29 protein-coding genes and 1 pseudogene are annotated in these 23,148 nt (G+C 70.7%); 16 read left to right on the top strand and 14 right to left on the bottom strand.

All coding sequences use genetic code 11. The annotated features are described in order from the left end of the window. Positions 1–5: 5 nt before the first annotated feature. On the top strand, positions 6–380 hold the full coding sequence (locus AB0M56_RS10690) for a nitroreductase/quinone reductase family protein (protein WP_364173413.1): 375 nt from the start codon (positions 6–8) through the stop codon (positions 378–380). Positions 381–483: 103 nt separating this feature from the next. Continuing rightward, the gene (locus AB0M56_RS10695) at positions 484–1,344 is read left to right on the top strand and encodes an alpha/beta hydrolase (protein ID WP_364173415.1); all 861 of its coding nucleotides are present in this window, start codon (positions 484–486) and stop codon (positions 1,342–1,344) included. Between the two features lie 77 nt (positions 1,345–1,421). Here the strand turns inward: AB0M56_RS10695 and AB0M56_RS10700 are convergent, their stop codons facing one another. Then, complete coding sequence (locus AB0M56_RS10700) at positions 1,422–2,000, bottom strand: TetR/AcrR family transcriptional regulator (RefSeq protein WP_364173418.1); 579 nt, start codon at positions 1,998–2,000, stop codon at positions 1,422–1,424. A gap of 193 nt (positions 2,001–2,193) precedes the next feature. Here AB0M56_RS10700 and AB0M56_RS10705 point away from each other — a divergent pair, with 193 nt between their 5' ends. Next, complete coding sequence (locus AB0M56_RS10705; RefSeq protein WP_364173421.1) at positions 2,194–2,439, top strand: hypothetical protein; 246 nt, start codon at positions 2,194–2,196, stop codon at positions 2,437–2,439. A gap of 10 nt (positions 2,440–2,449) precedes the next feature. Here the strand turns inward: AB0M56_RS10705 and AB0M56_RS10710 are convergent, their stop codons facing one another. Both AB0M56_RS10710 and AB0M56_RS10715 read right to left on the bottom strand, forming a co-directional pair. Beyond that, entirely contained in the window at positions 2,450–3,064 is a 615-nt protein-coding gene (locus tag AB0M56_RS10710) for an MBL fold metallo-hydrolase (protein ID WP_364173423.1), read from the bottom strand. Positions 3,065–3,102: 38 nt separating this feature from the next. Beyond that, positions 3,103–3,708, bottom strand: a complete 606-nt coding sequence (locus tag AB0M56_RS10715) for a TetR/AcrR family transcriptional regulator (protein WP_364173426.1) — start codon at positions 3,706–3,708, stop codon at positions 3,103–3,105. Between the two features lie 139 nt (positions 3,709–3,847). Between AB0M56_RS10715 and AB0M56_RS10720 the strand changes: the two genes are divergently transcribed. From AB0M56_RS10720 to AB0M56_RS10730, 3 genes are all read left to right on the top strand, one after another. Then, positions 3,848–5,032 carry a sialidase family protein gene (locus AB0M56_RS10720; RefSeq protein ID WP_364173428.1) on the top strand — a complete coding sequence of 395 codons (1,185 nt, stop codon included), beginning with the start codon at positions 3,848–3,850 and terminating at the stop codon, positions 5,030–5,032. A gap of 69 nt (positions 5,033–5,101) precedes the next feature. Further along, positions 5,102–6,319: a nitroreductase family deazaflavin-dependent oxidoreductase gene (locus tag AB0M56_RS10725; RefSeq protein WP_364173431.1), complete on the top strand. Its 1,218-nt coding sequence runs from the start codon at positions 5,102–5,104 to the stop codon at positions 6,317–6,319. Positions 6,320–6,352: 33 nt separating this feature from the next. After that, positions 6,353–6,685, top strand: coding sequence for a YciI family protein (locus AB0M56_RS10730; RefSeq protein ID WP_364173434.1), 333 nt, complete (start codon positions 6,353–6,355; stop codon positions 6,683–6,685). A gap of 3 nt (positions 6,686–6,688) precedes the next feature. Here the strand turns inward: AB0M56_RS10730 and AB0M56_RS10735 are convergent, their stop codons facing one another. The 5 genes from AB0M56_RS10735 to AB0M56_RS10755 are packed head-to-tail and all read right to left on the bottom strand — an operon-like array spanning position 6,689 to position 9,912. Further along, positions 6,689–7,606 carry a sigma-70 family RNA polymerase sigma factor gene (locus AB0M56_RS10735; RefSeq protein ID WP_364173436.1) on the bottom strand — a complete coding sequence of 306 codons (918 nt, stop codon included), beginning with the start codon at positions 7,604–7,606 and terminating at the stop codon, positions 6,689–6,691. Between the two features lies 1 nt (position 7,607). Next, positions 7,608–7,997 carry an SgcJ/EcaC family oxidoreductase gene (locus AB0M56_RS10740; RefSeq protein ID WP_364173438.1) on the bottom strand — a complete coding sequence of 130 codons (390 nt, stop codon included), beginning with the start codon at positions 7,995–7,997 and terminating at the stop codon, positions 7,608–7,610. A 59-nt stretch (positions 7,998–8,056) separates the two neighbouring features. Continuing rightward, positions 8,057–9,286: a sigma-70 family RNA polymerase sigma factor gene (locus AB0M56_RS10745; RefSeq protein ID WP_364173441.1), complete on the bottom strand. Its 1,230-nt coding sequence runs from the start codon at positions 9,284–9,286 to the stop codon at positions 8,057–8,059. Further along, positions 9,286–9,669, bottom strand: a complete 384-nt coding sequence (locus AB0M56_RS10750) for a YciI family protein (RefSeq protein WP_364173443.1) — start codon at positions 9,667–9,669, stop codon at positions 9,286–9,288. The genes AB0M56_RS10745 and AB0M56_RS10750 overlap by 1 nt, the downstream gene beginning before the upstream one ends. 39 nt (positions 9,670–9,708) lie before the next feature. Next, entirely contained in the window at positions 9,709–9,912 is a 204-nt protein-coding gene (locus AB0M56_RS10755) for a hypothetical protein (protein WP_364173446.1), read from the bottom strand. Between AB0M56_RS10755 and AB0M56_RS10760 the strand changes: the two are divergent. Both AB0M56_RS10760 and AB0M56_RS10765 read left to right on the top strand, forming a co-directional pair. Further along, positions 9,857–10,060 (top strand): annotated as a pseudogene (locus AB0M56_RS10760) (MFS transporter); the annotation flags it as partial. The gene AB0M56_RS10755 and the pseudogene AB0M56_RS10760 overlap by 56 nt on opposite strands. A gap of 142 nt (positions 10,061–10,202) precedes the next feature. Continuing rightward, positions 10,203–11,318 (top strand): FAD-dependent monooxygenase, encoded by a 1,116-nt coding sequence (locus tag AB0M56_RS10765; RefSeq protein WP_364173449.1) that lies wholly within the window; start codon positions 10,203–10,205, stop codon positions 11,316–11,318. Positions 11,319–11,388: 70 nt separating this feature from the next. On the opposite strand, the gene AB0M56_RS10770 is transcribed toward AB0M56_RS10765, so the two are convergent. Then, the gene (locus AB0M56_RS10770; protein WP_364173452.1) at positions 11,389–12,744 is read right to left on the bottom strand and encodes an FAD-dependent monooxygenase; all 1,356 of its coding nucleotides are present in this window, start codon (positions 12,742–12,744) and stop codon (positions 11,389–11,391) included. A 112-nt stretch (positions 12,745–12,856) separates the two neighbouring features. On the opposite strand from AB0M56_RS10770, the gene AB0M56_RS10775 reads away from it, so the two are divergent. Further along, complete coding sequence (locus AB0M56_RS10775) at positions 12,857–13,417, top strand: TetR family transcriptional regulator (protein ID WP_364173455.1); 561 nt, start codon at positions 12,857–12,859, stop codon at positions 13,415–13,417. Positions 13,418–13,419: 2 nt separating this feature from the next. Here AB0M56_RS10775 and AB0M56_RS10780 read toward each other — a convergent pair whose 3' ends face one another. Then, the gene (locus AB0M56_RS10780; protein WP_220243032.1) at positions 13,420–14,040 is read right to left on the bottom strand and encodes an L-threonylcarbamoyladenylate synthase; all 621 of its coding nucleotides are present in this window, start codon (positions 14,038–14,040) and stop codon (positions 13,420–13,422) included. Between the two features lie 73 nt (positions 14,041–14,113). On the opposite strand from AB0M56_RS10780, the gene AB0M56_RS10785 reads away from it, so the two are divergent. From AB0M56_RS10785 to AB0M56_RS10800, 4 genes are all read left to right on the top strand, one after another. Continuing rightward, on the top strand, positions 14,114–14,833 hold the full coding sequence (locus AB0M56_RS10785) for an MgtC/SapB family protein (protein ID WP_364173458.1): 720 nt from the start codon (positions 14,114–14,116) through the stop codon (positions 14,831–14,833). Positions 14,834–14,954: 121 nt separating this feature from the next. Further along, a complete protein-coding gene (locus AB0M56_RS10790) occupies positions 14,955–15,911 on the top strand; it encodes a hypothetical protein (protein WP_364173461.1) in 957 nt (318 codons plus the stop codon). Between the two features lie 126 nt (positions 15,912–16,037). Next, the gene (locus tag AB0M56_RS10795) at positions 16,038–16,757 is read left to right on the top strand and encodes a CPBP family intramembrane glutamic endopeptidase (protein WP_364173464.1); all 720 of its coding nucleotides are present in this window, start codon (positions 16,038–16,040) and stop codon (positions 16,755–16,757) included. Positions 16,758–16,835: 78 nt separating this feature from the next. Further along, positions 16,836–17,117, top strand: a complete 282-nt coding sequence (locus tag AB0M56_RS10800) for a metal-sensitive transcriptional regulator (RefSeq protein ID WP_220243036.1) — start codon at positions 16,836–16,838, stop codon at positions 17,115–17,117. Positions 17,118–17,217: 100 nt separating this feature from the next. Here AB0M56_RS10800 and AB0M56_RS10805 read toward each other — a convergent pair whose 3' ends face one another. From AB0M56_RS10805 to AB0M56_RS10820, 4 genes are all read right to left on the bottom strand, one after another. Further along, positions 17,218–17,514: an IS3 family transposase gene (locus AB0M56_RS10805; protein WP_364173466.1), complete on the bottom strand. Its 297-nt coding sequence runs from the start codon at positions 17,512–17,514 to the stop codon at positions 17,218–17,220. After that, the gene (locus tag AB0M56_RS10810; RefSeq protein WP_364173469.1) at positions 17,478–17,702 is read right to left on the bottom strand and encodes a helix-turn-helix domain-containing protein; all 225 of its coding nucleotides are present in this window, start codon (positions 17,700–17,702) and stop codon (positions 17,478–17,480) included. Before AB0M56_RS10810 ends, AB0M56_RS10805 begins: the two co-directional genes overlap by 37 nt. Before the next feature lie 212 nt (positions 17,703–17,914). Next, positions 17,915–20,149, bottom strand: a complete 2,235-nt coding sequence (locus tag AB0M56_RS10815) for a heavy metal translocating P-type ATPase (RefSeq protein WP_364173472.1) — start codon at positions 20,147–20,149, stop codon at positions 17,915–17,917. A gap of 6 nt (positions 20,150–20,155) precedes the next feature. Then, the gene (locus AB0M56_RS10820) at positions 20,156–20,362 is read right to left on the bottom strand and encodes a heavy-metal-associated domain-containing protein (RefSeq protein ID WP_364173475.1); all 207 of its coding nucleotides are present in this window, start codon (positions 20,360–20,362) and stop codon (positions 20,156–20,158) included. Positions 20,363–20,474: 112 nt separating this feature from the next. Here AB0M56_RS10820 and cobF point away from each other — a divergent pair, with 112 nt between their 5' ends. The 3 genes from cobF to AB0M56_RS10835 are packed head-to-tail and all read left to right on the top strand — an operon-like array spanning position 20,475 to position 22,871. After that, complete coding sequence (gene cobF / locus AB0M56_RS10825; RefSeq protein ID WP_364173478.1) at positions 20,475–21,251, top strand: precorrin-6A synthase (deacetylating); 777 nt, start codon at positions 20,475–20,477, stop codon at positions 21,249–21,251. Next, the gene (locus AB0M56_RS10830) at positions 21,244–22,314 is read left to right on the top strand and encodes a serine hydrolase domain-containing protein (protein ID WP_364173481.1); all 1,071 of its coding nucleotides are present in this window, start codon (positions 21,244–21,246) and stop codon (positions 22,312–22,314) included. Before cobF ends, AB0M56_RS10830 begins: the two co-directional genes overlap by 8 nt. A 23-nt stretch (positions 22,315–22,337) precedes the next feature. After that, positions 22,338–22,871 carry a pyridoxamine 5'-phosphate oxidase family protein gene (locus tag AB0M56_RS10835; RefSeq protein ID WP_364173484.1) on the top strand — a complete coding sequence of 178 codons (534 nt, stop codon included), beginning with the start codon at positions 22,338–22,340 and terminating at the stop codon, positions 22,869–22,871. The last annotated feature ends 277 nt before the right edge of the window (positions 22,872–23,148 follow it).

Genomic DNA, 23,148 nt, shown 5'->3' on the forward strand with positions numbered 1-23,148 from the left:
TTCGAGTGACGAAGGGAGAGGTCGTGGACGTCGAGCAGGTGCGGGAAGCCGCCGTCGAACCGTACGCGGACGGGGTGCCGGTGCTCCGGGTCGTCGACGTCGTCGGACGGCGATCCGGGGAGTCGCGGCCGGTGGTGCTGAACGTGACGGAGCTGGACGGCCGGCAGTACGTCTGCGCTCCCGACGGCCGTGGCTGGGTGCGCAACCTGCACGCCGCCGGGTACTGCCGCGTGGAGCGCGACGGGCCCCAAGACCGCGACACCGTCCGGCGAGTCCGGCCCGTCGGCGACGAAGAAGCACAGCCCGTGCTCCGGGCTCAGACCGCGAACTTCCCGGACGGCCGGGCCACGACCGTGCTGCGCCTGGAATTCCTGGACTAGCCCGAGACCTCCCGTTTAGGTGATGCACATCATCTATCACTCTCAAATAGATGAGGTACATAATCTAAGCAAGGAGATCGACCCGCTCGAAGGAGTCCCGGAGATGTCGCAGACCATCACCCCCAGCCAGCTGACCACCCCGAACCTCACCATCGAGGCCGGCAACGGTGTCACCTACGCCTACCGCCGCTTCGGCAACACCGAGCGCGACGTGCGCCCGCTCGTGTTCCTGCAGCACTTCCGCGGCAACCTCGACAACTGGGACCCGCAGCTGGTCGACGCGATCGCGGCCGAGCGCGAGGTGATCCTCTTCGACAACACCGGCGTCGGCGGCAGCTCGGGCGCTACCCCGCGCACCATCACCGCCATGGCGCACGACGCGCTGGCCTTCCTCGACGCGCTCGGGCTCACCGACGTCGACGTGCTCGGCTTCTCGCTCGGCGGGTTCGTCGCCCAGGAACTCACCCTCATCCGACCCCTGCTGGTGAACCGGCTCGTCCTCGCCGGCACCAGCCACGAAGGCGGCTTCGGCTTCCACACCTGGACCGGCGAGACCGGCAACGCCGCCAAATCCGACGAGCCCGGCGCCGAGCACCTGCTGCACCTGTTCTTCGCGAAGACCCCGACCGGCGTCGCGAAGGGCTGGGAGTTCGTGCAGCGCATCTTCACGCGCACCGAGGATCGCGACGAGGGCGTCTCGCTCGCCACCCGCGACGCGCAGCTCGACGCGATCACGGCGTGGGGCATCCCGGACCCGAGCCGCCTCGCGCGCCTCGCCGCCATCACGCAGCCGACACTGGTCGCCAACGGGGACAACGACATCATGGTCCCCACGCCCAACTCGAAGGTCCTGGCGGACCACCTGCCCAACGCCCGCCTCGCGATCTACCCCGGCGCCGGCCACGGCTTCCTGTTCCACTACGCCACCGAGTTCGCCGGCGACGTCAACGCCTTCCTCGGCTGACCCTCCACAACAGACAATGGTCCGGCACCACCGTGCCGGACCATTGTCGTTCGGTCAAACAAGACTCCACAAAGGTCTCACTTGTGCGCGGTCTCGACCACCCGCCGGCGCGCGGCTTCCAGGATCTCGTCGGACAGCGGATCCCCCGCCGTCCCCCTGGCCAGGTACAGCGCGCCCACCAACGTCGCCAGCGTCGCCATGTGGTCCTCCCGCGTGGCGGACTCACCGTCGAACTCGGCGAGCACGTCGAGGAACGTCCGCACGCCGTCGGCATACGACTTGCGCAGCGGGCTCCCCTGCTCGTCCCGCGCCGCCTCACCGCCGAGCGCCGTGGCGGGACAGCCTTCACCAGGCGCGTCCCGGGATTCCTGCGACATGTACGAAGCCGCCAGCTCCGCGCGACGCTCGCTCACCGACGCCTCCGGGATCTGCCGCAGCTCCGCCGCGAGCTGTTCGAACGCCTCCGCCGCCGCCTCCCCGGCCAGCGCCTCCTTCGAGGCGAACTGCCGGTAGAACCCGCCCTGCGTGAGGCCCACTTCGCCCATCAGTTCGGCGACACTGACGCCGCCGACACCCCGCTCGCGGAACAGCCGCGCGGCTGCCGTGACAACCTCACTGCGGTGCCGATCGGCCTCGGCTCGCGACACGCGTCCCATGCGTCCTCCTAAGTAAACCTCTCCCCATGATATATGACGACCATCATCTTTTCGCCGTCGACGACCGTGACGCCCACGACAGCCCGACCACGGACTCCATGACACGTTGGGGTGACTCGAGGGGTGGAACCACCGGAATCCGGGAATTTCCCGAATAGCGGAAACCCCGCGTTCGAAGGAAAGGACGGCGAGGATGAAAACCCGAATCACTTCCTGGGCCACGGCCGGCGCACTCGTGTGCGGCGGACTGGTGGCCACAGCCCTGCCCGCGGCGGCCGACCAGGTGCCGGGCAACCCGGACCGGTTCTACGCCTACTGTTCCATCGACGTGCTCGGTTTCCCGTTGGCCTGTACGGAAACCGACGCCGAGCACGCGTCGCACGAGTGTTTCTACGTGCTCTACGGCGTGGACCTCACGATCGCCTGCGAAAGAATCTGACCACGCCCGCTCAAATGTTTCCGGCCCACGATTCCACGCGCTCGGTCCCGATGTCGGTGTCGTATCCGTGACCCGGGTGCACCACCGTTTCATCGGGCAGCACGAGCAATTTCCGGCGCACAGAATCGTGCAGCGTCGATCGGCTCGACATCACGTCGCCGGTCATGCCCGGGCCGCCGGACAGGAGCGTGTCGCCGCTGAAGAGCAGGCCTTCGTCGGGCAGGTGCAAACACACCGAACCCGCTGTGTGACCCGGGGTGTGCAGCACGACCACCGGTGAGCCGGCGACGGTGAGCACCTGCCCGTCGGCCAGCTCGGCGTCGGGGCGGCGGCCGGGGTAAACCGTGGCCCACAGCTTGGCGTCGCCCGGGTGCAGCAGCACGGGCGCACCCGTCGCGTCGGCCAGGGTGAGCGCGGCGTCGGCGTGGTCGTTGTGCGCGTGGGTGCACAGGATGCCCAGCACGTCGCGCCCGTCGATCGCGGCGGCGATGGCAGTCGCGTCGAACCCGGCGTCGACCACCAGCACCTCCTCCTCGTCGCCGAGGAGCCAGATGTTCGTGTCGACGGCGAACGACACCCCGTCGAAGCGGTAGTTCCCGGCGGTCACCGTGAGATCGACGTCCACGCCCGGGACGATGGCACGCACCACGAGCCGCGGCGGTCTCAAATAGCGACAGCTCCGCGCGGCCGCAGCCCGTCGACGAGTGTCGCGATGGTCTCGTCCACCAGCTGCGCCACCGGCCGCGCCCCGCTCATGCCGCTGGTCACCAGGGACGCGAGCCCCTGCAGCGTCGCGAAGATCGCGAACGCCACGTGCTCACCCCCCACCACGTCGCCGTCCGCCTGCGCGCGAGCGATCATCGCCGACGTCGTGGCGAACGTCCGATCTGCCACCGCCTGCAGCTCACGGGCGTCCTCGCGGTTCTTCGCCGCGAACATCAGGTCCAGCAGTGCCGGCCGCCGCGTCGCGAACCCGACCCACGCACGGGCGAAGGCCAGCAGCGCGGCGGCGAACGGCGCGCCGTCGTCCGCGCGCGCCACCTCGAGCTCGTGCCCCAGCTGCTCGAAACCCCGCTCCGCGAGCGCGTCGAGCAACGCCCGCTTGTCCGCGAAGTGCTGGCGCGGCGCACCGTGGCTCACTCCCGCGTCGCGCGCCAGCTGCCGCAGCGACAGCTCGTCCGGCCCCGACTCCTCCAGCACCCGCTCGGCGTTCTCGAGCAGCACCGCCCGCAGGTTGCCGTGGTGGTAGCTGGTGCGCGCCTCCGTCATGGCCGGAACCCTACGCGAGTGTAGGCAGCGACAACACCTTGACGAACCCCGCACCGCTCCCTAGGTTGTCCGGACATAGGACGTCGGACATCCCACGTCCTGTGTCTCTCCCCCATCCCCACTGACGAGGAGGCGGAACGTGTCACCGATCCGCAGGTTCGGGACGACTCTTCTCGCGGCAGCCGCACTCGGGCTGTCGTTCACCCCCGCGGCCACGGCCGCACCCGCGCACCACGGCTGCACGTCGTCGGTGCCCTTCACCTCCGGCTCCGAGGGCTACGACACCTTCCGCATCCCCGCGGTGGTGCGGGCCGCCGACGGGTCACTCGTGGCGTTCGCCGAAGGCCGGCGCGATTCGGCCGGAGACTCCGGCGCCATCCAGACCGTGTCGAAAACCTCACGCGACGGCGGCTGCACCTGGGGCCCGTTGACCGTCGTGGACACCAACGGCGACAACACCGCCGGCAACCCCACACCGGCCGTGGCGCGCGACGGCGAGCTCGTGCTGCTGACCGTCCACAACGGACCGGTCAGCGAAGCGCAGATCATGTCCGGCACCGCATCCGCCCAGGACACCCGTCGCGTGTTCGTGTCCAGCAGCCGCGACAACGGCCGCACCTGGACGCCGGCCCGCGACATCACCTCCGAAACCAAACTGCCCACCTGGCGTTGGTACGCCACCGGTCCAGGGCACGCCACGCTGCTGCGCCACGGCCCGCACGCCGGTCGGATCGTGGTGCCCGCCAACCACTCCAGCGCTCCGCCCGCCGGCTCCACCGACGTCGGCACGGAGGCGAAGTACTACGGCGGCCACGACCTCTACAGCGACGACAACGGTCGCACCTGGCACATCGGCTTCACCGACGACCGCACCGACGGCGTGATCGCCGCCAACGAGACGTCGATGACCGAGCTGCCCACGGGCGCGCTGTACTTCACCAGCCGCAACCAGGGCTCCGCCGCCGACCACCGCGTCGACGGCTACAGCTTCGACGGCGGGAAGACGCTCGTGCGGCCGTACCAGGTGCAGCCGGGGATCTCCGGCACGAAGGTGGAAGGCAGCGTGCTGCAGACCACGATCCCCTGGCTGCTGCTGTACTCCGGCCCGGCCGACCCGGCCACCCGCGCGGTGATGCAGCTGCGGCTCAGCTCCGACGGCGGGTGCACGTGGCGCGCGGGCCGCACGCTGACGAGCAACCCGGCGGGCTACTCCGACCTCGTGCAAGCCGACCCGGCGACCGTCGGCCTGCTCTACGAGACGGGCACCGCCGGCCCGTACGAAAGCGTGGTGTTCCAGCGCATCCCGCTCACCGACGTGCGCTGACCCACACCTCGGTCCTGCCGCGCCTGGGGGTGCGGCAGGATCGGGGCCGGGGCAGAAGGGGGCACGGCGATGACCGAAGACCGGTGGATCCGGCGCTATCACCCGGCGGACGACGCACCGGCACGGCTGGTGTTCCTCCCGCACGCGGGCGGATCGGCGTCGTTCTTCCACCCGTTCTCGAAGGCGCTCTCGCCCGACGTCGATGTGCTCGCCGTGCAGTACCCCGGCCGGCAGGACCGGTTCGGCGAACCCCCGCTCACGCGGATCCCGGACCTTGCCGACGCGATCACGCAGGCGTTGCTGCCGTGGCTCGACGTGCCCGTGGTGCTCTTCGGCCACAGCATGGGCGCCACTCTCGCGTACGAAGTCGGCCTCCGGCTGGAAGCACGCGGGTCAGGGCCGCGCGCCGTCGTCGTCTCGGCTCGCCGCGCCCCGTCCCGCCCGGGCGACGACACCCGACACCTGCTCGACGACAACGCCCTGCTCGCCGAAGTCGCGAATCTCAGCGGCACCGACCCGCGCGTGCTCGCCGACGAAGAACTGCGCGCAGTGGTCCTCCCCGCGCTGCGCGCCGACTACACCGCCGTCGAAACCCACACCCACCCCGACGCCCCGCCGCTGGTCGCGCCGATCCACGCGCACGCCGGCGCCGACGACCCGCGCGTGACCCCGAAGACGTTCGCGCCTGGGCCGCCCACACCACCGGCGGCTTCGACTTCACGACCCACGCCGGCGGCCACTTCTACCTCACCGAACGGCTTCCGGACGTCGTGGCGGCACTGCGCAAGACCCTCGCGATCACCCAGTAGGGTGCGCGAAATGGGACTGCGAAAGCTCCTCACCGGGTTCGGCAAGACCACCGCGTTCGCCGCGCTCGGGCGGGCCCTCGTCCCGGCCGACCGCGTGATGTTGCGCGTGACCGGCGGACGCCTGGGTGTCGGCACGCTGCTGGGACTGCCGGCCCTGCTGCTGACCACGGTCGGGCGCACGAGCGGCGAGCCGCGCCAGGTGCCGCTGCTCTACGTCGAACGCGACGGGGGCTACGTCGTGATCGGCTCCAACTGGGGCGGGGAGAAACAACCCGCGTGGTCGGCGAACCTGCTCGCCCAGCCCGACGCCACCGTCAGCATGCGCGGGCGCACCACTGCAGTCCGCGCGCGGCTGCTCGAAGGCGACGAGCGCCAGGAGATGTGGGACGCCGTGGCCCGGTACTGGCCCGCCTACGACACCTACGCCGTGCGCGCCGCCCATCGCGAAATCCGGGTGTTCCTCCTCTCGCCCCGGTAGCTTGGGCCATTCGGCCGAGCGAAGGAGAGGCGGATGCCGCACTACGCGATCCTGATCTACGAGCGCGAGACACCCGGCGGCGTCGCGGATCTCCCGCCCGAGCTGCTCGACGAGCACGCCCGCGTCGAGGACCGCATCACCGCTTCCGGCGGCACGCTGATCGCCGGGTACGCCACGCAGCCTTCGGCCATGACGCGATCGCTTCGCGGCGCGTCGGTCGCCCCCGGCGCCTTCGCGGTGAGCCCGGAGGCCATGGCCGGCTTCTTCATCGTCGACGCGCGCGACCTCGACCACGCCGTGGAGATCGGCCGTTTCGTCCCGGTGCTCGACGGCGGCGTCGAGGTCCGGCCGCTGCTCGGCGGCTGAGCCTCAGCGCGTGAGCACCGGCGCCAGGCCGAACACCTCGAACACCGCGGGGTCCTGGAACACGACGGTGTGCGCGACGCGGCCGTCCGCGATCGAGAACACCTGCAGCGTGTGCAGGCGGAAGTCCGCGCCGTCCCAGCAGTAGGCGGCGAAGGCGGGCTGGCCGTTGGCGTGCGTGCGCTGCAGCTGCCAGCGCGTGCCGCGCATCTCGAACACGCGCGCCATGAAGCGGGCGTAGTCGTCGCGGCCGCGGTACCAGAGCGGGACGGGCGGCATCTCCAGCACGACCTCGTCGGTCAGCAAGGCCACCAACGCGTCGACGTCCGCCTCCTCGAAAGCCCGGACGTAGTCGTCGATCACCTCTTCGCCGGATTCGGTGAGCTCGTCGGCCGACACCCCGGCGACCCCGCTTCGCGCGCGTTGCAAAGCGCTGTTCACCGAGGCCGTGGTGGTGCCGAGCAAGTTCGCGACCTCGGCGGCGCTGAAATCGAGCACGTCGCGCAAGACGAGAACCGCGCGTTGACGCGGGGGCAGCAGCTGCATCGCCGCGACGAACGCGAGCCGCACGCCCGAGCGGGCGGCGGTGACGGCGGCCGGGTCGTCGGGCAGCGGCTGCAGCCACGGCACGTCGAACGCCGGCACGAGCGGCTGCAGCGGATCTTCGCTCGGGCCGCCGAGCCCGGTCGGCAGCGGACGGCGGGCGCGGCCTTCGAGCGCGGTGAGGCACGCGTTGGTCGCGATGCGGTAGAGCCAGGTCCGGATCGAGGCGCGCGTGCTGTCGTAGCGTTCCCACGCGCGCCAGGCGCGCAGCATCGTCTCCTGCACGAGGTCCTCGGCCTCGTGCACCGAGCCGAGCAGGCGGTAGCAGTGCACCACCAGCTCGGCCCGGTGCGGACCGGTGCTCGCCGCGAAGTCGGGCACGTCAGTGCGCCGGGGCGTTGCTGTAGGCGGCGACCGACCACGAGCCGGTGGCGCGGCTCAGGGCCCAGGTGGCGATGCGCTCGCGTTCGGTGGGCAGCGAGTCCTCGCCCGCGAACAGGATCCCGGCGCGGCTGACGACGATCGCGGTGTCGCCGTCGACGCGCACGTCCTGCGGCTCGTCGACGCCGCGGGAACCCTTGAGCGGGCCGGCGAACGCGGCGCCCATGTACTCGCGCACTGCGGTGCGGCCCTGGTGGAAGACGCCTGGCATCACCACGGTCGCGTTCTCGGTGTACAGCGCGGCGAACGCGTCGGCGTCGTTGTCGGCCCAGGCGGCGTAGAGGCTGGTGAGCAGGTCGTGGATCTCGGCGGGGGTGGCGGTGGTGGTCATCGTGGTGGTCCCTTCCCTGAAGTGGTTTCGCAGGGACATACCGGCTGGCCGCGTGGAACTCATCGCTGCGCCGGCAGAAACTTTTCGGCTCGCGATTGCAGGTAGCGGCGCTCGGGCAGGCTCGACGTCCGTTTGGCCGCCCGAAGGTAGTGCGTGTGGGCCGCGTCGGTGTCGCCCGCGAGCTCCAGCAGGTGGGCCCGCACGGCGTCGAGGCGATGGCCCTGCTTGAGCCGGCTGTCGTCCTCGACGGTGGAGAGCAGGGCCAGCGCGGCGGTCGGCCCGTCGACCATCGCGACGGCGATCGCGCGGTTGAGCGTCACGACCGGGCTCGGCGCGAGCTCCGCCAGCACGTCGTAGAGCTCGACGATCTGCGGCCAGTCGGTGGTCTCGGTGCTCACCGCGCGGTCGTGCAGCGCGGCGATCGCGGCCTGCACCTGGTACGGGCCCACGGGTCCTCGCCCGAGCGTGCGGCTCACGAGTTCGACCCCCTCGACGATCAGCGGCACCGTCCACAAGCGACGGTCCTGGTCGGCCAGGGGCAGCAGCGCGCCCTCGTGCGTCCGCGCGGGGCGGCGGGCGTCGGTGAGGAGCATCAGCGCGAGCAGGCCCGCGACCTCACCGTCGTCGGGCAGGAGCGTGTGCACGGCGCGGGCCAGCCGGATCGCTTCCGCCGTCAGCTCCACGCGGTGCAGTTCCTCGCCCGAAGACGCGGTGTAACCCTCGTTGAAGATCAGGTACAGCACGTGGAGCACGACCTGCAGCCGCGAAGGCCAGTCCTCGGCCGAAGGCTCGGCGAACGTCGACCCCGCGGCCGCGATGCTCTCCTTCGCGCGCGTGATCCGCCGCGTCATCGTGGCCTCGGGCACGAGGAACGCCGTCGCGATCTCCGCCGTGGTCAGGCCCCCGACCGCGCGCAACGTCAACGCGACCTGCGAGCTCGGCGTCACCGCCGGGTGGCAGCAGAGGAACAGCAGCGTCAACGTGTCGTCGTGCTCCGGCGCGCGGTCCTCCCCCGGCCCCGGCACCGCCTGTGTGACCTCCTGGACGGCCACGTTCTCTTCGCGCCGGCGGCGAGCGCTCTCGCTGCGCCACAGGTCGGTGAGCCGCCGGGCCGCGACGGTGAGCAGCCACGCGCGCGGGTTGTCCGGCACGTCCCCGTCGGCCCACTGCTCGACGGCCGCGAGCAGCGCCTCCTGCACTGCGTCCTCGCAGGCCTCGAACTGGCCGTACCGGCGCACCAGTACCCCGAGCACCTGCGGCACGAGCGACCGGAGCAGGTCCACGTCCATCAGCCGGGCTCGGTGTCGCCCTCGGCGCCGGCGAAGAACGCGACCGGGCGGACCTCGATGCCGAGGCCTTCGATGCCGGCGTCGGGGATCATCGCGGCGACCGCGAGCGCGCGTTCCCGGGTCTCGCACTCCACGAGGTAGAAGCCGGCGAGGAACTCCTTCGACTCGGTGAACGGCCCGTCCGTCACGACCGGAACCCCGCCGCGCACGCGCACCACGGCGCTGTCCGCGGGCGCGCCGAGCGCCTGGGTGTTGATCATCTCCCCGGACGCGCGGATCTTCGCGATGAAGTCCCCGTGCCCGGACATCACCGCGTCCTTCGTCTCCTTCGAAAGTCCATCCCAGACTTCGGGGTTCATGTGCATCGTCAGCAGGAACTTCACGTCGTCCTCCCCAGGAGCCGGATCCTGACCGGCCTCAACCTAGCGGAAACGACCGTGTCCGGAAGCGCTTCGCGGCTCCGACCCTCGCCCGAAACCACCTTTCGGAAGGGGACCCGAAATGCCCGCCACCCGGTCGATCGTGGCGGCGTTCGCGCCCGACGCCGGCACGCTCATCGTCACCCGCGCGTTGCTCGGCATCGCGGGCGCGACGTTGATGCACTCGACGCTCGCCTTGATCAGCACCCTGTTCCCCGACGTGAAGCAGCGCGGCACGGCGATCTCGCTGTGGGCGTTGTGCCAGTTCGGCGGCGCGGCCCTGGGGCCGGTACTCGGCGGGGTGCTGCTCGCGCACTTCTGGTGGGGTTCGGTGTTCCTGCTCGGCGCGCCCGTGATGCTCCTGCTGCTGGTGGCCGGCCCGCTCGTGCTTCCGGAGCACCGTGGGACCGGTGGCACTGGTGGCTCTGGTGGGCTGATGGGGCGAAACTCGACCCGGCGAGCGTTGTACTTTCGCTGGCCACCGTGCTGCCTGCGGTGTGGGGGATCAAGGAACTGGCCACCGGTGGCGCAACGACGGCGGCTCTGGCAGTGCTCGCCGGGGTCGTGTTCGGCGTCGCCACCTGATCGCGGCCGACGGGGCACGCAGCCCGATCCGCGAGGCGCTGGGGATTCCGCGCAGCGGCTACGGCCACCTCGCGGACAACCTGGACATCGCGTTCCGCGCCGACCTCACGGAACTGGTGCGGGACAAGAAGTTCAACCTGTGCCAGATCGAGAACCCGGCGGCGTCGGGCGCGTTCGTGTCGGTGAACGGCACCGACCGCTGGCTGTTCTCCACGTCGGACTTCCCCGGCTCCGGGACCTTGGGCGACGACGGCTGGCGCGACCTGCTGCGCGCCGCGGTCGGCGTGCCGGACCTCGACGTGGAGGTGCTGAGCCTGATGCCGTGGGAGTCGGGCATGTACGTGGCCGACCGCTACGCCGAGGGCCGCGTCTTCCTCGCCGGCGACGCCGCGCACGCCATGCCGCCCATGGCCGCGGCCGGCGCGAACACCGCGATCGGCGACGTCCACAACCTGACGTGGAAGCTCGCGGCCGTGCTTGCCGGGTCCGCGTCACCGGCACAGCTCGACACCTACCACGCCGAACGCCACCCCCTCGGCTACGCGACGGCCGAGTTCTCCAGCCGGGTCAGCGGCCACCTCGGCACCATGATCGCGTCCGTGACCAGCGGCGAGGTCCCCGCCGACCCGGTCACCGCGTTGTTCGGCGCGCAGTACGACGAGGGCGCCTTCGTCCCCGACAACCGCGGCTCCGCCCCCGTCGACCACTACGCCCCCGGCGGCCGTCCCGGCACCCGCGTGCCCCACGCCTGGGTCTCGCCCGGGGTGTCCACTGTGGACCTCGCCGGCCCGGACTTCGCGCTCCTGACCGCGCCCGGCGACACCCACTGGACAGCGACGGCCCGCCACCTCGGCCTCCGCACTGTTTCGGTCCCCGACCCCGCCTGGCTCGACTCCGTCGCCCTCACACCCGACGGCGCCCTCCTCCTCCGCCCCGACGCGGTGGTCGCATGGCACTCGTCCTGCACCACCCCCCTCGACGACGCCTGCGCCCGCATCCTCGGCCAACCGGCGGCCGTCGGTGGGTGATCACTCACCCGGGACGCGCTCGGCCCGACTCAGCGGCCGCCGGCGCACGCGGCCAGCAGGCAAGCCGGACTCAACGCCCGAAGTACCCCACCGGATCCCCCACCCAGCCGACATGCGCATCAGGCCGAACCAGCACCTCCCCCGTACCCCGCGCGAACACCACCCGGTCCGGCAACCCGGCCGGACGGTGGTCACCGACGTAGACGAAACGGCCACCCCGCAACTGTTCATACAACCGGCCGCGCGGGAGGTCGCGGTCCTCAGCACGAGCGCCGACAAGGCGGTCAGCACCAGCCGGCGGCGCATAGCGGATCCCGACACCCGAGATCACGCCGGCGACGCGGCGGGCGAGCGGAGCCGCGGACAAGGCGGCGCCGACGAGCCGGTTGCGGGCTTCGCGGAGAACGAGGGGCTTGATCATCGCCAGGCGGATGATCGCGCCGCTGCTGCGGAGGACGAGGCGGCCGACCGGGTGGCGCTCGGCTTCGTAGGTGTCGAGCAGGGTCTCCGGCATTCGACCGGCCAGCACCTCGGCCAGCTTCCAGCTGAGGTTGGCCGCGTCCTGCAGACCGGTGTTCATGCCCTGGCCGCCGGCGGGCGAGTGGACGTGGGCGGCGTCGCCGGCGAGGAAGACGTGGCCGGAGCGGTAGTGCGGGGCCTGGCGCTCGTCGCTGTGGAAGCGCGAGAGCCAGCGCGCGTCGTGCATGCCGAGGTCGGTGCCGAGGGAGCGGCGGGTGATGTCGCGGACCTCGTCGAGGGAGAGCGGTGCGTCGTCCGGAACCTGGGAGCGCCGGTCCCAGGCGAAGACGCGGTAGTAGCCGTCGCCGAAGGGGGCGACGAACGCGAAGCCGTCGCCGACGCCGTTGACCATGAGGAGGTCTTCGGGCGGCGAGTCGAGCCGGACGTCGGCCAGCATGATCGACTTCAGTACCGAACGGCCGGGGAACGGCAGGCCGAGTTGCCGGCGCACGACGCTGTGCAGCCCGTCGGCGCCGACGAGGTAGCGGGCGCGGTAGAGCTGGCCGTCGGCGGTGGTGACGTCGACGCCGTCGTGGTCCTGGGCCAGCGTGCGCACCTCGGCGCCCCACACGAACTTCGCGCCGAGCCGCTCGGCGCGCGAACGCAGGATCTCCTCGGTGTGGGGCTGGGGCGTGATCTGCAGGTAGCCGTAGCGCGAGGGCAGCTTCGCGAGATCGATCTCGACCCGGTCGAACAGCCGCAGCTCGCCCAGCCGCGCGCCCGTGGCGATCAGCTCGTCGGCGACGCCGCGCACGTCGAGGTGCTCCAGCGTGCGGGCGTGGACCCCGAACGCCCTGGTCAGGTTCGATCCCGTGGTCCGCCGTTCGAGCACCGTCACGGCCACGCCGGCTTCGGCGAGATCGCTCGCGAGCAGCAGCCCGACGGGTCCGGCTCCGACGACCAGCACTTCCGATTCCATGTCGACCCCCAAGTCAACATTCGTTTGCCAACATCTGTTGGCATCCAGTAGACGCCCTGGTACTAGCTATGTCAACACTCGTTGGCCTACAGTTGTTGGCATGACCTCGACCCGACCCCGCCGCTCCGACGCGACGCGCGCGGCGATCCTGGACGCCGCCCGCGAGCGCTTCGCCGCGGACGGCTACGAGCGCGCGACGATCCGCGCGATCGCGGCCGACGCGGCCATCGATCCGTCGATGGTGATGCGCTACTACGGCTCCAAGGAGAAGCTCTTCGCGGCCGCAGCCCATTTCGACCTGCGCCTGCCCGACTTCACACAGCTGCCACTCGAAGAAGCCGGCACGCTGCTCGCTCGGCACGTGCTGGCGCGCTGGGCGGGGGACGAGACGTTGTTCGCGCTCCTGCGCGCGGGCGTCACGAACGAGACAGCGGCCGAACGCATGCGCTCGATCTTCGCCGACCAGCTCGGACCGCAGGTCGCGAAGGTGTGCCCGGACCCCGCCGAGGCGCCGGTGCGCGCCGGGTTGATCTCGTCGCAGGTGCTGGGCCTGGCGCTGTGCCGGTTCGTGCTGCGGCTACCGCCGGTCGCCCAGATGACCGAGGACGAGGCCGTGCGCTGGCTCGGGCCGACCCTGCAGCGCTACCTCGTGGGGTACTGAGCTCACTCGAACCGCGTGGCGTCGCCCGCGCCGTAGCGGACGATCTCCGCCTCGCCGGACGAGAAGTCGACCACCGTGGTCGGCTCGACGCCGCAGTCGCCCGAGTCGAGCACCGCGTCGAGCTGGTGATCGAGCTCTTCCTTGATCTCCCAGCCCTGGGTGAGTGGCTCGCCGGAATCGGGCAGCAGCAGCGTGCTCGACAGGATCGGCTCCCCCAGCTCGGCCAGCAACGCCTGCGTGACCACGTGCTCCGGGATGCGCACGCCGACGGTCTTCTTCTTCGCGTGCATCAGCCGCCGCGGCACTTCCTTGGTCGCGGGGAGGATGAACGTGTACGGCCCGGGTGTGGTGGCCTTGATCGCCCGGAACACCGTGTTGTCCACGTGCACGAACTGCCCGAGCTGGGCGAAGTCCTGGCAGACGAGCGTGAAGTGGTGCCGGTGGTCGAGCTTGCGGATCGCCCGGATCCGCTCCATGCCCTCCTGGTTGCCGAGCCGGCAGCCGAGCGCGAAGCAGGAGTCGGTGGGGTACGCGATGAGCCCGTCTTCGCGAAGCAGGTCCACGACCTGGGCCAGCGAGCGCCGCTGCGGGTTCTGCGGGTGCACGTCGAAGTAGCGGGCCATGCGGCGAGCTTAGGGGTGATCCACCTCGGGGGCCGGGCGGGCTCGCCAGCGAGCGGCGAGGCAAAGTGTCGACGTGCACGCTCTTTGGTCCACGGACGAACAGTGGTCGCTGCTGCTCCCCGTGCTGCTCGCGCTGGTGCTGAGCACGGCGATCGGCCTCGAACGCGAGGTCGGCAACAAACAGGCCGGCCTGCGCACGCACACCCTGGTCGGCGTGGGGTCGGCGGTGTTCATGCTCGTGTCGAAGTACGGGTTCGCCGACCTGCTGAACACCGAGCACGTGGCGCTCGACCCGTCGCGGATCGCGGCGCAGATCGTCTCGGGCATCGGGTTCGTCGGTGGCGGGTTGATCTTCGTGCGCCGCGACGCCGTGCGCGGGCTGACGACGGCCGCGACGGTGTGGCTGGCGGCGGCGGTCGGCGTCGCATGCGGCGCGGGGCTGCCCGTGCTCGCGGTGGCGACGACCGTGGGACTGATCGTGATCACCCGCGGTTTCCCGCCGCTTTCCCGGTTCGTGGCACGGCATCGGCGCGAACCACCCATTCTGCGGCTGAGTTACTCCGACGGGCACGGAGTTTTGCGAAACGTTCTCGCAGGCTGTACCGAACGCGGCTGGGTGGTCCACCAGGTGGCGGTCGACAGGGAGACGGTTTCCGAAGAGGGGCAACGGATCGCGGTCGTCACGCTGCGGTTGCAAGGCCGCGGTGATCTTGCGGAATTGACGGCCGAACTTGCGGAACTGCCCGGCGTGCGGAGCACCGCGACGGGCGCGCAAGATCCGCTCGAAGATTGATCGAGTGCCCGCCCCCCACAGCGGCCCGGTCTTCGGGCACACTGGACGGCACACGGAAACCTCGGTGCGGCAAAGGAAACATCGCGCCCGGGGAGAAACCATCCAAATGGGAGGTGAGGCCATGGCCCCCGAAGATGGCGAGGACCTGATGTCCGTCGAGCCCCGTTTCGACCCGGCATGGCGCGGCTTTCACCGAGGCCAGGTCAAGGAATTCGTGGTCTGGGCCCAGGAAGAGCTCCGCCGGGTGGCGGCCGAACGCGACGCGGCGATGTGGCGCGTGGCCCGGCTGGCGGAGCACAACCGCGAGCTGCACGCGACGATCGACCGCATCAGCCGCACGCCCATAGAAGCCGACGCGCTCCAGGAACGATCACGGCGCATGATCGAGCTGACTCGCGAAGAAGCTTCGGAAATCATCGCGCGGGCAAAGGAAAAAGCGGAGCAGACGCGGCTCGACGCGGAGGCCGAGGCCGTGCGGCTCACCGAGAAGGAACGCGCGCTCGTCGCCGCGACCGAGGAAGATCGCCGCCGCGGGCACGCCGCCCACGAGGAGTTCATGCGCCGCGCCGCCGCCGAACGCGCCGCCGCCGACGAGGCCGCCGTGATGCGGCGCCGCCGCATGGAGGAAGACCTCACCGAGGCCCTGAACCGGCGCCGCACCGCGACGATCACCGAACTGGACATCCAACGCACGAAAACGCTGCGCGAGCTCGACGCCCACCGCACCGAGACGTTGCGCAACCTGGCCGCCCAGCGCACGGAGACCCTGCGCGACCTGGAGAACCAGCGCACGGAAACCCACCGGGTACTCGCCGCGCAGACCGCGGAAGCGCAGACGGAGGCCGACACCCGGGTCCGCCGCGCGACCGAGCACGCCAACGACATCGTCACCCGGGCCGACGACCGCGTCGCCGAGCTGACAGCCATCCACCACCGCCTGAAAACGGCGCTCACCGGCACCCGCGAGCTCCTGGCGTCGGCGACCGCCGCGCTGGACCCGCGGCCCGACGACACCAGCACCGCCGTACCCGTCCAGCGCCGCAAACCGGCGCTCACCGAGGCGACCACAACCGGCTGACCTGCGGTTGTCTCACTCCTGCAACTTCTGCCGAGCGGCCTGAACACGGGGTCGCCGGCCCGGCTTTTCACGCCGGCCCCGCGTGGAGCGCCCCGCCGAGATCACGCGCGCCCCTAAGTTGGGGCCATGACCATCACCGGGCCGAGGACGACGTCGACGCGGTTGCTGCTCGTCGTCGTGTGCGTGGTGGTGCTGGCGACGGCGACCACGCTCGCCAACCGGGTCTTGCCGGGCTGGGCGTACCCGGTCTGCGGAGCCGTGACGGCGGCGGTGCTGCTCGCGCTGGCGTTCGGTGCCGGGTACACGCCGGCCGACCTCGGCGTCAGCCGCGCGACGCTCGGTCGGGCGGCCGTCACCGGGCTGATCGGGGCGGCGTTGTTCCTGGTCGTCTTCGGCATCGCGGCCGCGGTGCCGGCGTTGCGGACCGTCTACGACGACGGGCGCGTCGGCGACCCCGACCTGCCGCAACTGCTGTGGCTCACGCTCGGGCGGATCACGTTCGGCACGGTGATCGTCGAGGAGATCGCGTTCCGCGGCGTGCTGCCGGCGCTGCTCGGCGCGCGCGACGACCGCTGGCGGTGGGGCCCGATCCTCGGGGCGTCGGCGTTCTTCGGGCTGTGGCACTTCCTGCCGGCGCTGGCCGTCGGGCGCAACGCGGCCGTGCACGCGGCGCTCGGCGGCATCCCGACGCAGCTGCTGCAGGTGCTCGCCATGGTCGCGGCCGCGGCGGCGGGCGTCTTCCTCCACGCGTGGCGGCACTTCGGCCGGGGAGTGCTGGCGTCGGTGCTGGTCCACTTCACGACGAACGTCGGCGGGCTCGTCATCGCGGTGGCCGTCCGGGCGTGAATACGCATACCCCGTATCGGATACGTGGGGTGGGTATACTGGACGACGTACAGGTGCGAACGAAGGGGACGATGCGCGATGACGGGCTACGGCAACGAGCGGGATGCCTATCTGAAGCGTCTGCGCCGCATCGAGGGACAGATCCGAGGCCTGCAGCGCATGGTCGAGGAGGACAAGTACTGCATCGACATCCTCACGCAGGTGTCGGCGGCCACGAAGGCGCTGCAGTCGTTCTCGCTGGAACTGCTCGACGAGCACCTGGCCACCTGCGTCGTGCAGGCCGCCGCGGCCGGGGGTGAGGAAGCCGACCTGAAGGTCCGCGAGGCCTCCGACGCGATCGCGCGGCTGGTCCGCTCGTAGGTCCGGACAATGAAAAAGAGGGGCGCCCCGGCTGGACTGGTCCGCTGTTGTTGGACTGGCTAACTGAAGGTGAGCTTGTCGTCTCCGACGCGGAACTCGGTCACGTCAGCGACCCACTTCTGGTTCGGCGCGTCGGCGGTGAATTTCTGGAACAGCAGGTTCGAGGCGATCTGGCCTGGGTCACCTCGATCGACACATGGTCTCGCCGCCTGATGGCTCGGCAGACCAACCCGAGCCCTCGCATCAGACTCAGCACGGTTTTCTTCGCGATCCGCCAACCGGCCTTGACCAACGCGTGGTGGACACGGCGATGCCCGTAACGGACATGGTTGCGGGTGAACACGTCCGTGATCGCGGCCTTCAGCTCGGCTCGCAGCCGCTCGTTCTCGCGCCGCAACCGCTGCAGCTCACCCGCCTCATCGGCCGCGGCCTCTGGGCCGGGCGTCTGCCCCGCATTTTCGGACGCAGCCCGTCCTCACCCTCGTTGCGGTAGACACGCACCCAGGTCTCGATCAGCTTCGGCGAGGCCAGCTCGAACTCGCGAGCCAGATCGAGCTTGGACTCACCGACCAGAGACCGCCGCACACTTCAAGCTTTAACTCGAACGGAACGAACGCTTGGTCGACCTGTCCACCAGCGCCCCACCTCCACGCACCGCCGCTGCACGCTTCCGCTGCGACGGCGAACTCCGCCCTGCACACCGCTACTCCCCGGAAGAACGGAACTGGAAACCCAGTCCAACTTCCGGGGAGCTTTCACGGGGCGCCCCTCTTTTTTTCAGCGCGGTTCAACGTGGTTCAGCGTGCGGCGCGGAAGCCGCGCAGACGGAGACTGTTCGAGACCACGAACACCGACGAGACGGCCATCGCGGCACCGGCGATCATCGGGTTGAGCAGGCCGAACGCCGCCAGGGGCAGGGCCGCGACGTTGTAGGCGAAGGCCCAGAACAGGTTGCCCTTGATCGTGCCGAGTGTGCGCCGGGCGAGCCGAATGGCGTCGACGGCGGCGCGGAGGTCACCGCGGACGAGGGTGAGGTCGCCGGCCTCGATGGCGGCGTCGGTGCCGGTGCCCATGGACAAGCCGAGGTCGGCCTGGGCGAGGGCGGCGGCGTCGTTCACGCCGTCGCCGACCATGGCGACCACGCGGCCCTCGGACTGAAGCCGCTTGACCACCGCGACCTTGTCTTCGGGTAGGACCTCGGCGATGACCTCGTCGATGCCGGCGGCTTCGGCGATCGCCTGAGCGGCACCCGCGTTGTCGCCGGTCAGCAGGACCGGCGCGAGGCCAAGAGCGCGGAGTTCGGCGACGGCTTGGGCCGAGGTGGGTTTGATCGTGTCGGCGACGACCAGCACGGCCTTGGCCGCGCCGTCCCAGGCCACGAACACCGCGGTGGCGCCCTGCTCCTCGGCCGCTGCCTTGGCGTCGGCGAGGGCACCGTCGACGTGGATGCCCCAGTCGGCCAGGAAGGTGGCGCGGCCGGCGAGGACGGCCGTGCCGTCGACGAGCCCGGTGACGCCGAGGCCCTCGGTCGAGCGGAACTCCTGGACCGCGGGCAGTTCGCCGATGCGGTCGCGGGCGCCGGCAACGATGGCCTTGGCGATGGGGTGTTCGGAGGCGTCTTCGACGGCTCCGGCGTAGCGCAGGACCTCGGCTTCGGTGATGCCGTCGGCGGGGTGGACGCCGGTGAGGCTCATGCGGCCGGTGGTGACGGTGCCGGTTTTGTCGAGCACGACGGTGTCGACGCGGCGGGTGGACTCGAGCACCTCGGGGCCCTTGATCAGGATGCCGAGCTGGGCTCCGCGGCCGGTGCCGACCAGCAGCGCCGTGGGCGTGGCGAGGCCGAGCGCGCAGGGGCAGGCGATGATCAGCACGGCGACCGCGGCCGTGAAGGCCTCGGCGACGTCGCCGCCACTGGCCAGCCACGCGACGAGCGTGATCAGGGTGAGCATGAGGACGATCGGAACGAAGATCCCGGACACGCGGTCGGCCAGCCGCTGCACAGCGGCCTTGCCGTTCTGGGCCTCCTCGACGAGCCGCGCCATCTGGGCGAGGCGCGTGTCGTCGCCGATCCGGGTGGCTTTCACGACGAGGCGGCCGCCGACGTTCACGGTCGCGCCGGTCACGGCGTCGCCTGTGGTGACTTCGACGGGCACGGATTCGCCGGTGATCATGCTGACGTCGACCGCGGAGCTGCCTTCGGTGACCACGCCGTCGGTGGCGATCTTCTCCCCGGGCCGCACGACGAAGCTGTCGCCCACTCGCAGTTCGCTCACGGGGACTCGGCGTTCGATGCCGCTCGCCAGGACGGTGACGTCCTTCGCGCCGAGTTCGAACAACGCGCGCAGCGCGGCGCCGGAGCGGCGCTTGGCGCGGGCTTCGAAGTAACGGCCGGCCAGGATGAACGTGGTCACGCCGGAGGCGACCTCGAGGTAGATGCTGTTCGTACCCATCCCCGGGGTCACGGTGAGGGTGAAGGCGTCGCGCATGCCGGTCATGCCGGCGGTGCCGAAGAACAGGGCGTAGAGCGACCAGAGCGTGGCGGCGGAGACGCCGAGGGAGATCAGGGTGTCCATGGTCGCGGCGCCGTGGCGCAGGTTGGTCCACGCGGCGCGGTGGAACGGGAACGCGCCCCACACCACGACCGGCGCGGCCAGGGTGAGCGAGAGCCACTGCCAGTTGTCGAACTGCAGCGCGGGGACCATCGCGAGCAGGATCACCGGCACCGTCAGCAGCGCCGAGTAGACGAGCCGGTCCCACATGGGGCGCGTCTCATCGCCCGGCTCCGGGGCTTCGGGCTTCTCGGGTTCGGGGCGCTGCGCCGTGTAGCCGGTGGCCTCGACGACACCGACCAGATCGTCGACCGACACCGTGGCGGGGAACTCGACGTGGGCCTTCTCGGTGGCGTAGTTGACGCTCGCCGTGACCCCGGCGACCTTGTTCAGCTTGCGCTCCACGCGCGCGGCGCACGAAGCGCACGTCATCCCGCCGATGACGAGCTCGACCGTCTGCGGAGCGTGTGTCGTCGTGGTCATGGCGGCCTACGCGACGAGCCGGTAGCCGGCCTCGGTCACGGCCGCCGAGACGGCGTCCACGGCCAGCGGCTGCTCGCTGACGACCTTCACCGCGCCCGACGCGAGGTCCACGTCGACTTCCCGAACGCCGGTGAGCTCCCCGACCTCTTCGCGCACCGCGCCGACGCAGTGCGCGCAGGTCATACCCTCGACGGTGTAGGTGGCTTCGGTCATCACCGGCTCCTTCGTGCTGTGGCGTCCCTGATCTCTTTATACCCCTTGGGGGTAGGGGTTCACCACGTGGGCCGCCTGTGGGACCGGTTACCCGGCCCGGCAGACTGCGGTGATGCGGAAGCTGTACGCGATCGGGATCGGGGCCGGCGACCCGGAACACCTCACCGTCCAGGCGATCGACCGCCTCAACCGCGTCGACGTGTTCTTCGTCCTCGACAAGGGCTCCGCGAAGGCCGACCTCGTACGGCTGCGCCAGGACATCCTGTCGCGCTTCGTCACACGGCCCGGCTACCGCGTGGTCACCGCCACGGACCCCGACCGCGACCGCACGCCGTCCGACTACCGCGCCGCCGTCGCCGACTGGCACGAGCTCCGCACGGACGTCTACGAGCGTCTCATCCGCGACTCCCTCGGCCCCGACGACACCGGCGCCTTCCTCGTCTGGGGCGACCCGTCGCTGTACGACAGCACCATCGCCCTCATCGAGGCGGTGCTCGCGCGCGGCAACGTCGCTTTCGACTACGAGGTGATCCCCGGCGTAAGCAGCATCTCCGCCCTGGTCGCCCGCCATCGCACGACGATGAACCAGATCGGCCGCGCCGTCCAGCTCACCACCGGCCGGCGCCTCGCCACGGGCTGGCCCGCGGACGCCGACGACGTCTTCGTCCTGCTCGACGCGCACACCACCTTCGACCAGTTCACCGACCAGGGGCTGCACATCTACTGGGGCGCGTACGTCGGCACCCCGGACGAGATCCTGCTGTCGGGCCCCCTGGACTCCGCGTTGGCCGCCCGCCTCCGTTCGGTCCGCGCGGAGGCCCGCGCAAAGCACGGCTGGATCATGGACACGTACCTGCTGCGCCGACGGGTGGGCCGCAGCGATGGGTGAGCTCCAGGACCGGGTTCAACGCCGGCTCGACACTTTGGTCGACACCGGCGAGGAGACCGGCCTGCAGGTCGCCGTCTACGAGGACGGCGCGCTCGTCGTCGACGCGGTGGCGGGCACGGCCGAGCCGGGGCGACCGCTCACCTCCGGCACGCCGATCTTCAGCTTCTCCACCGCCAAGAACGTGGCGGCCACGCTCGTCCACGTGCTCGCCGCGCGGGGTTTCCTCGACTACGACAGCCCGGTCACGGATCTCTGGCCCGAGTTCGGCGCACACCGCAAGGCCACCGCGACACTCCGGCACGTGCTGACCCACACGGTCGGACTGCCGGCCATGCCGCGCGAGATCACCCCGCGCGAGCTTCCGGACTGGTCCCGGGTGTGCGAGTCGCTGGCCGCCGCCCAGCCGCGCTGGCCGGCGGGCACCGCCACGGGCTATCACTCGTACACCTTCGGTTACCTCGTCGGCGAGCTGGCCCGCCGTGCGACCGGGCGGTCCATGTCCGAGTTGCTACGCGAGTGGATCACGGCGCCGCTCGGGATCGAGGGGCAGCTCTACTTCGCCGCTCCGGAGGAGGAGCTGGCGGGTTTCGCTCGCCTCGAGCAGCAGACTTCGCGCTGGCCGGCCGCCCCGATCCTCGCCCCGTGGGAAAGCCGGCCGAGTGCCGATTTCGGAAACACCGGCACAATCCTGCGCGCCGACATCCCGTCCGTGGGTACGGCCACCGCGCACGGCCTCGCCGCGATGTACAACGCCGTCCTGCAAGGCACGCTCCTGGATTCCGCGCGCTTGACGGAACTGTCCGCGCTCGCGTTCGAGGGCACGGACCAGGTCTTCGGCAATCCGGCGCGTATGGCCCTGGGCTTCCCGATCGGCCGCATCGGCGCCCCGGCCGAGGAGAACTCCGCGGCCTTCGGCTGGCCGGGCGGAGGCGGCAGCTACGCCTACGCCGACCCCGCTCGCGGAGTCGCCTTCGCCCTCACGAAAACCCGGCTCGTACCGAACTTCGACACCGCGCTGTCGGTCACCGCGATCCTCGCCGACCATCTGTCCGGAACCCGTTGAGCTTCCGCACGAAGGGGAAACTGATGTCCACTCCTACGGCTGACAACTCGAGCGCCCCACAGACCAGCCTCGGCCCGTTCTCCTCGCCGGGCGCCAGCCCGACGCCGTGGGAGGCCACGGAGTGGGCGCTGCGTCACATCCAGAAATTCCACCTGTGCACGGTGCGTCGCGACGGCCGCCCCCACGTGACACCGCTGCTGGCGATCTGGGCGCTCGGCGCGATGTGGTTCACCACAGGTGACAACGAGCAGAAGGCCAAGAATCTCAGCTCCAACCAGGCCTGCACGCTGAGCACCGGAACCGGCACCCTGACCGGCATGGACTACGTCATCGAAGGCACCGCGAGCCTGGTCACCGACCAGGCCACCAGGGATACCGCGGCGACGGCGTTCGAGCAGGCCTACGGCTGGCAGCTCAGCCGCGAGGACGGAACGTGGTACCAATTGGGCGACGCCATCAGGACCGGGAACGTCCAGCTCTACCGGGTCCAGCCCGACAAGGCTTTCGCCTTCACAACCGGTAGCGAGTCGTCGCAGACTCGCTACCGGTGGAGCTGAGTCGAGGACCCGGCTGGCAGCGGTGCAATGCTTGAGAACCGTGGAGTCGCCGGTGAAGGGCGTAGCTTCCCGGTGATCGAGTAACTGGTCTCAAACAAGCCGACGTTTGTCTATCCCTGGGTGATCACCTGTCCGGGTCAGACGGGCCGGCGGTCGGTCGGAAAGGGTCGGGAAATAGAGGCAGGCCCCGGGAGAACCGTGAAGATTCTCGACCGGGGCCTACTCTAAGTAAGTTCGGCGGCGTCCTACTCTCCCACAACCCTTCGGTTGCAGTACC

This window comes from Amycolatopsis sp. NPDC051372, assembly GCF_040682095.1.
Taxonomy (GTDB): domain Bacteria; phylum Actinomycetota; class Actinomycetes; order Mycobacteriales; family Pseudonocardiaceae; genus Amycolatopsis.

What these genes read in the sequence shown, in the direction of transcription:
- AB0M56_RS10820 (WP_364173475.1), bottom strand. Translation starts at nt 20,362, where the DNA reads ATGACCGAAGCCACCTACACCGTCGAGGGTATGACCTGCGCGCACTGC.
- AB0M56_RS10835 (WP_364173484.1), top strand. Translation starts at nt 22,338, where the DNA reads ATGTCCACTCCTACGGCTGACAACTCGAGCGCCCCACAGACCAGCCTC.
- AB0M56_RS10830 (WP_364173481.1), top strand. Translation starts at nt 21,244, where the DNA reads ATGGGTGAGCTCCAGGACCGGGTTCAACGCCGGCTCGACACTTTGGTC.
- AB0M56_RS10715 (WP_364173426.1), bottom strand. Translation starts at nt 3,708, where the DNA reads ATGACGGAGGCGCGCACCAGCTACCACCACGGCAACCTGCGGGCGGTG.
- cobF (WP_364173478.1), top strand. Translation starts at nt 20,475, where the DNA reads ATGCGGAAGCTGTACGCGATCGGGATCGGGGCCGGCGACCCGGAACAC.
- AB0M56_RS10725 (WP_364173431.1), top strand. Translation starts at nt 5,102, where the DNA reads ATGACCGAAGACCGGTGGATCCGGCGCTATCACCCGGCGGACGACGCA.
- AB0M56_RS10775 (WP_364173455.1), top strand. Translation starts at nt 12,857, where the DNA reads ATGACCTCGACCCGACCCCGCCGCTCCGACGCGACGCGCGCGGCGATC.
- AB0M56_RS10730 (WP_364173434.1), top strand. Translation starts at nt 6,353, where the DNA reads ATGCCGCACTACGCGATCCTGATCTACGAGCGCGAGACACCCGGCGGC.
- AB0M56_RS10800 (WP_220243036.1), top strand. Translation starts at nt 16,836, where the DNA reads ATGACGGGCTACGGCAACGAGCGGGATGCCTATCTGAAGCGTCTGCGC.
- AB0M56_RS10745 (WP_364173441.1), bottom strand. Translation starts at nt 9,286, where the DNA reads ATGGACGTGGACCTGCTCCGGTCGCTCGTGCCGCAGGTGCTCGGGGTA.
- AB0M56_RS10815 (WP_364173472.1), bottom strand. Translation starts at nt 20,149, where the DNA reads ATGACCACGACGACACACGCTCCGCAGACGGTCGAGCTCGTCATCGGC.
- AB0M56_RS10740 (WP_364173438.1), bottom strand. Translation starts at nt 7,997, where the DNA reads ATGACCACCACCGCCACCCCCGCCGAGATCCACGACCTGCTCACCAGC.
- AB0M56_RS10700 (WP_364173418.1), bottom strand. Translation starts at nt 2,000, where the DNA reads ATGGGACGCGTGTCGCGAGCCGAGGCCGATCGGCACCGCAGTGAGGTT.
- AB0M56_RS10790 (WP_364173461.1), top strand. Translation starts at nt 14,955, where the DNA reads ATGGCCCCCGAAGATGGCGAGGACCTGATGTCCGTCGAGCCCCGTTTC.
- AB0M56_RS10705 (WP_364173421.1), top strand. Translation starts at nt 2,194, where the DNA reads ATGAAAACCCGAATCACTTCCTGGGCCACGGCCGGCGCACTCGTGTGC.
- AB0M56_RS10780 (WP_220243032.1), bottom strand. Translation starts at nt 14,040, where the DNA reads ATGGCCCGCTACTTCGACGTGCACCCGCAGAACCCGCAGCGGCGCTCG.
- AB0M56_RS10795 (WP_364173464.1), top strand. Translation starts at nt 16,038, where the DNA reads ATGACCATCACCGGGCCGAGGACGACGTCGACGCGGTTGCTGCTCGTC.
- AB0M56_RS10695 (WP_364173415.1), top strand. Translation starts at nt 484, where the DNA reads ATGTCGCAGACCATCACCCCCAGCCAGCTGACCACCCCGAACCTCACC.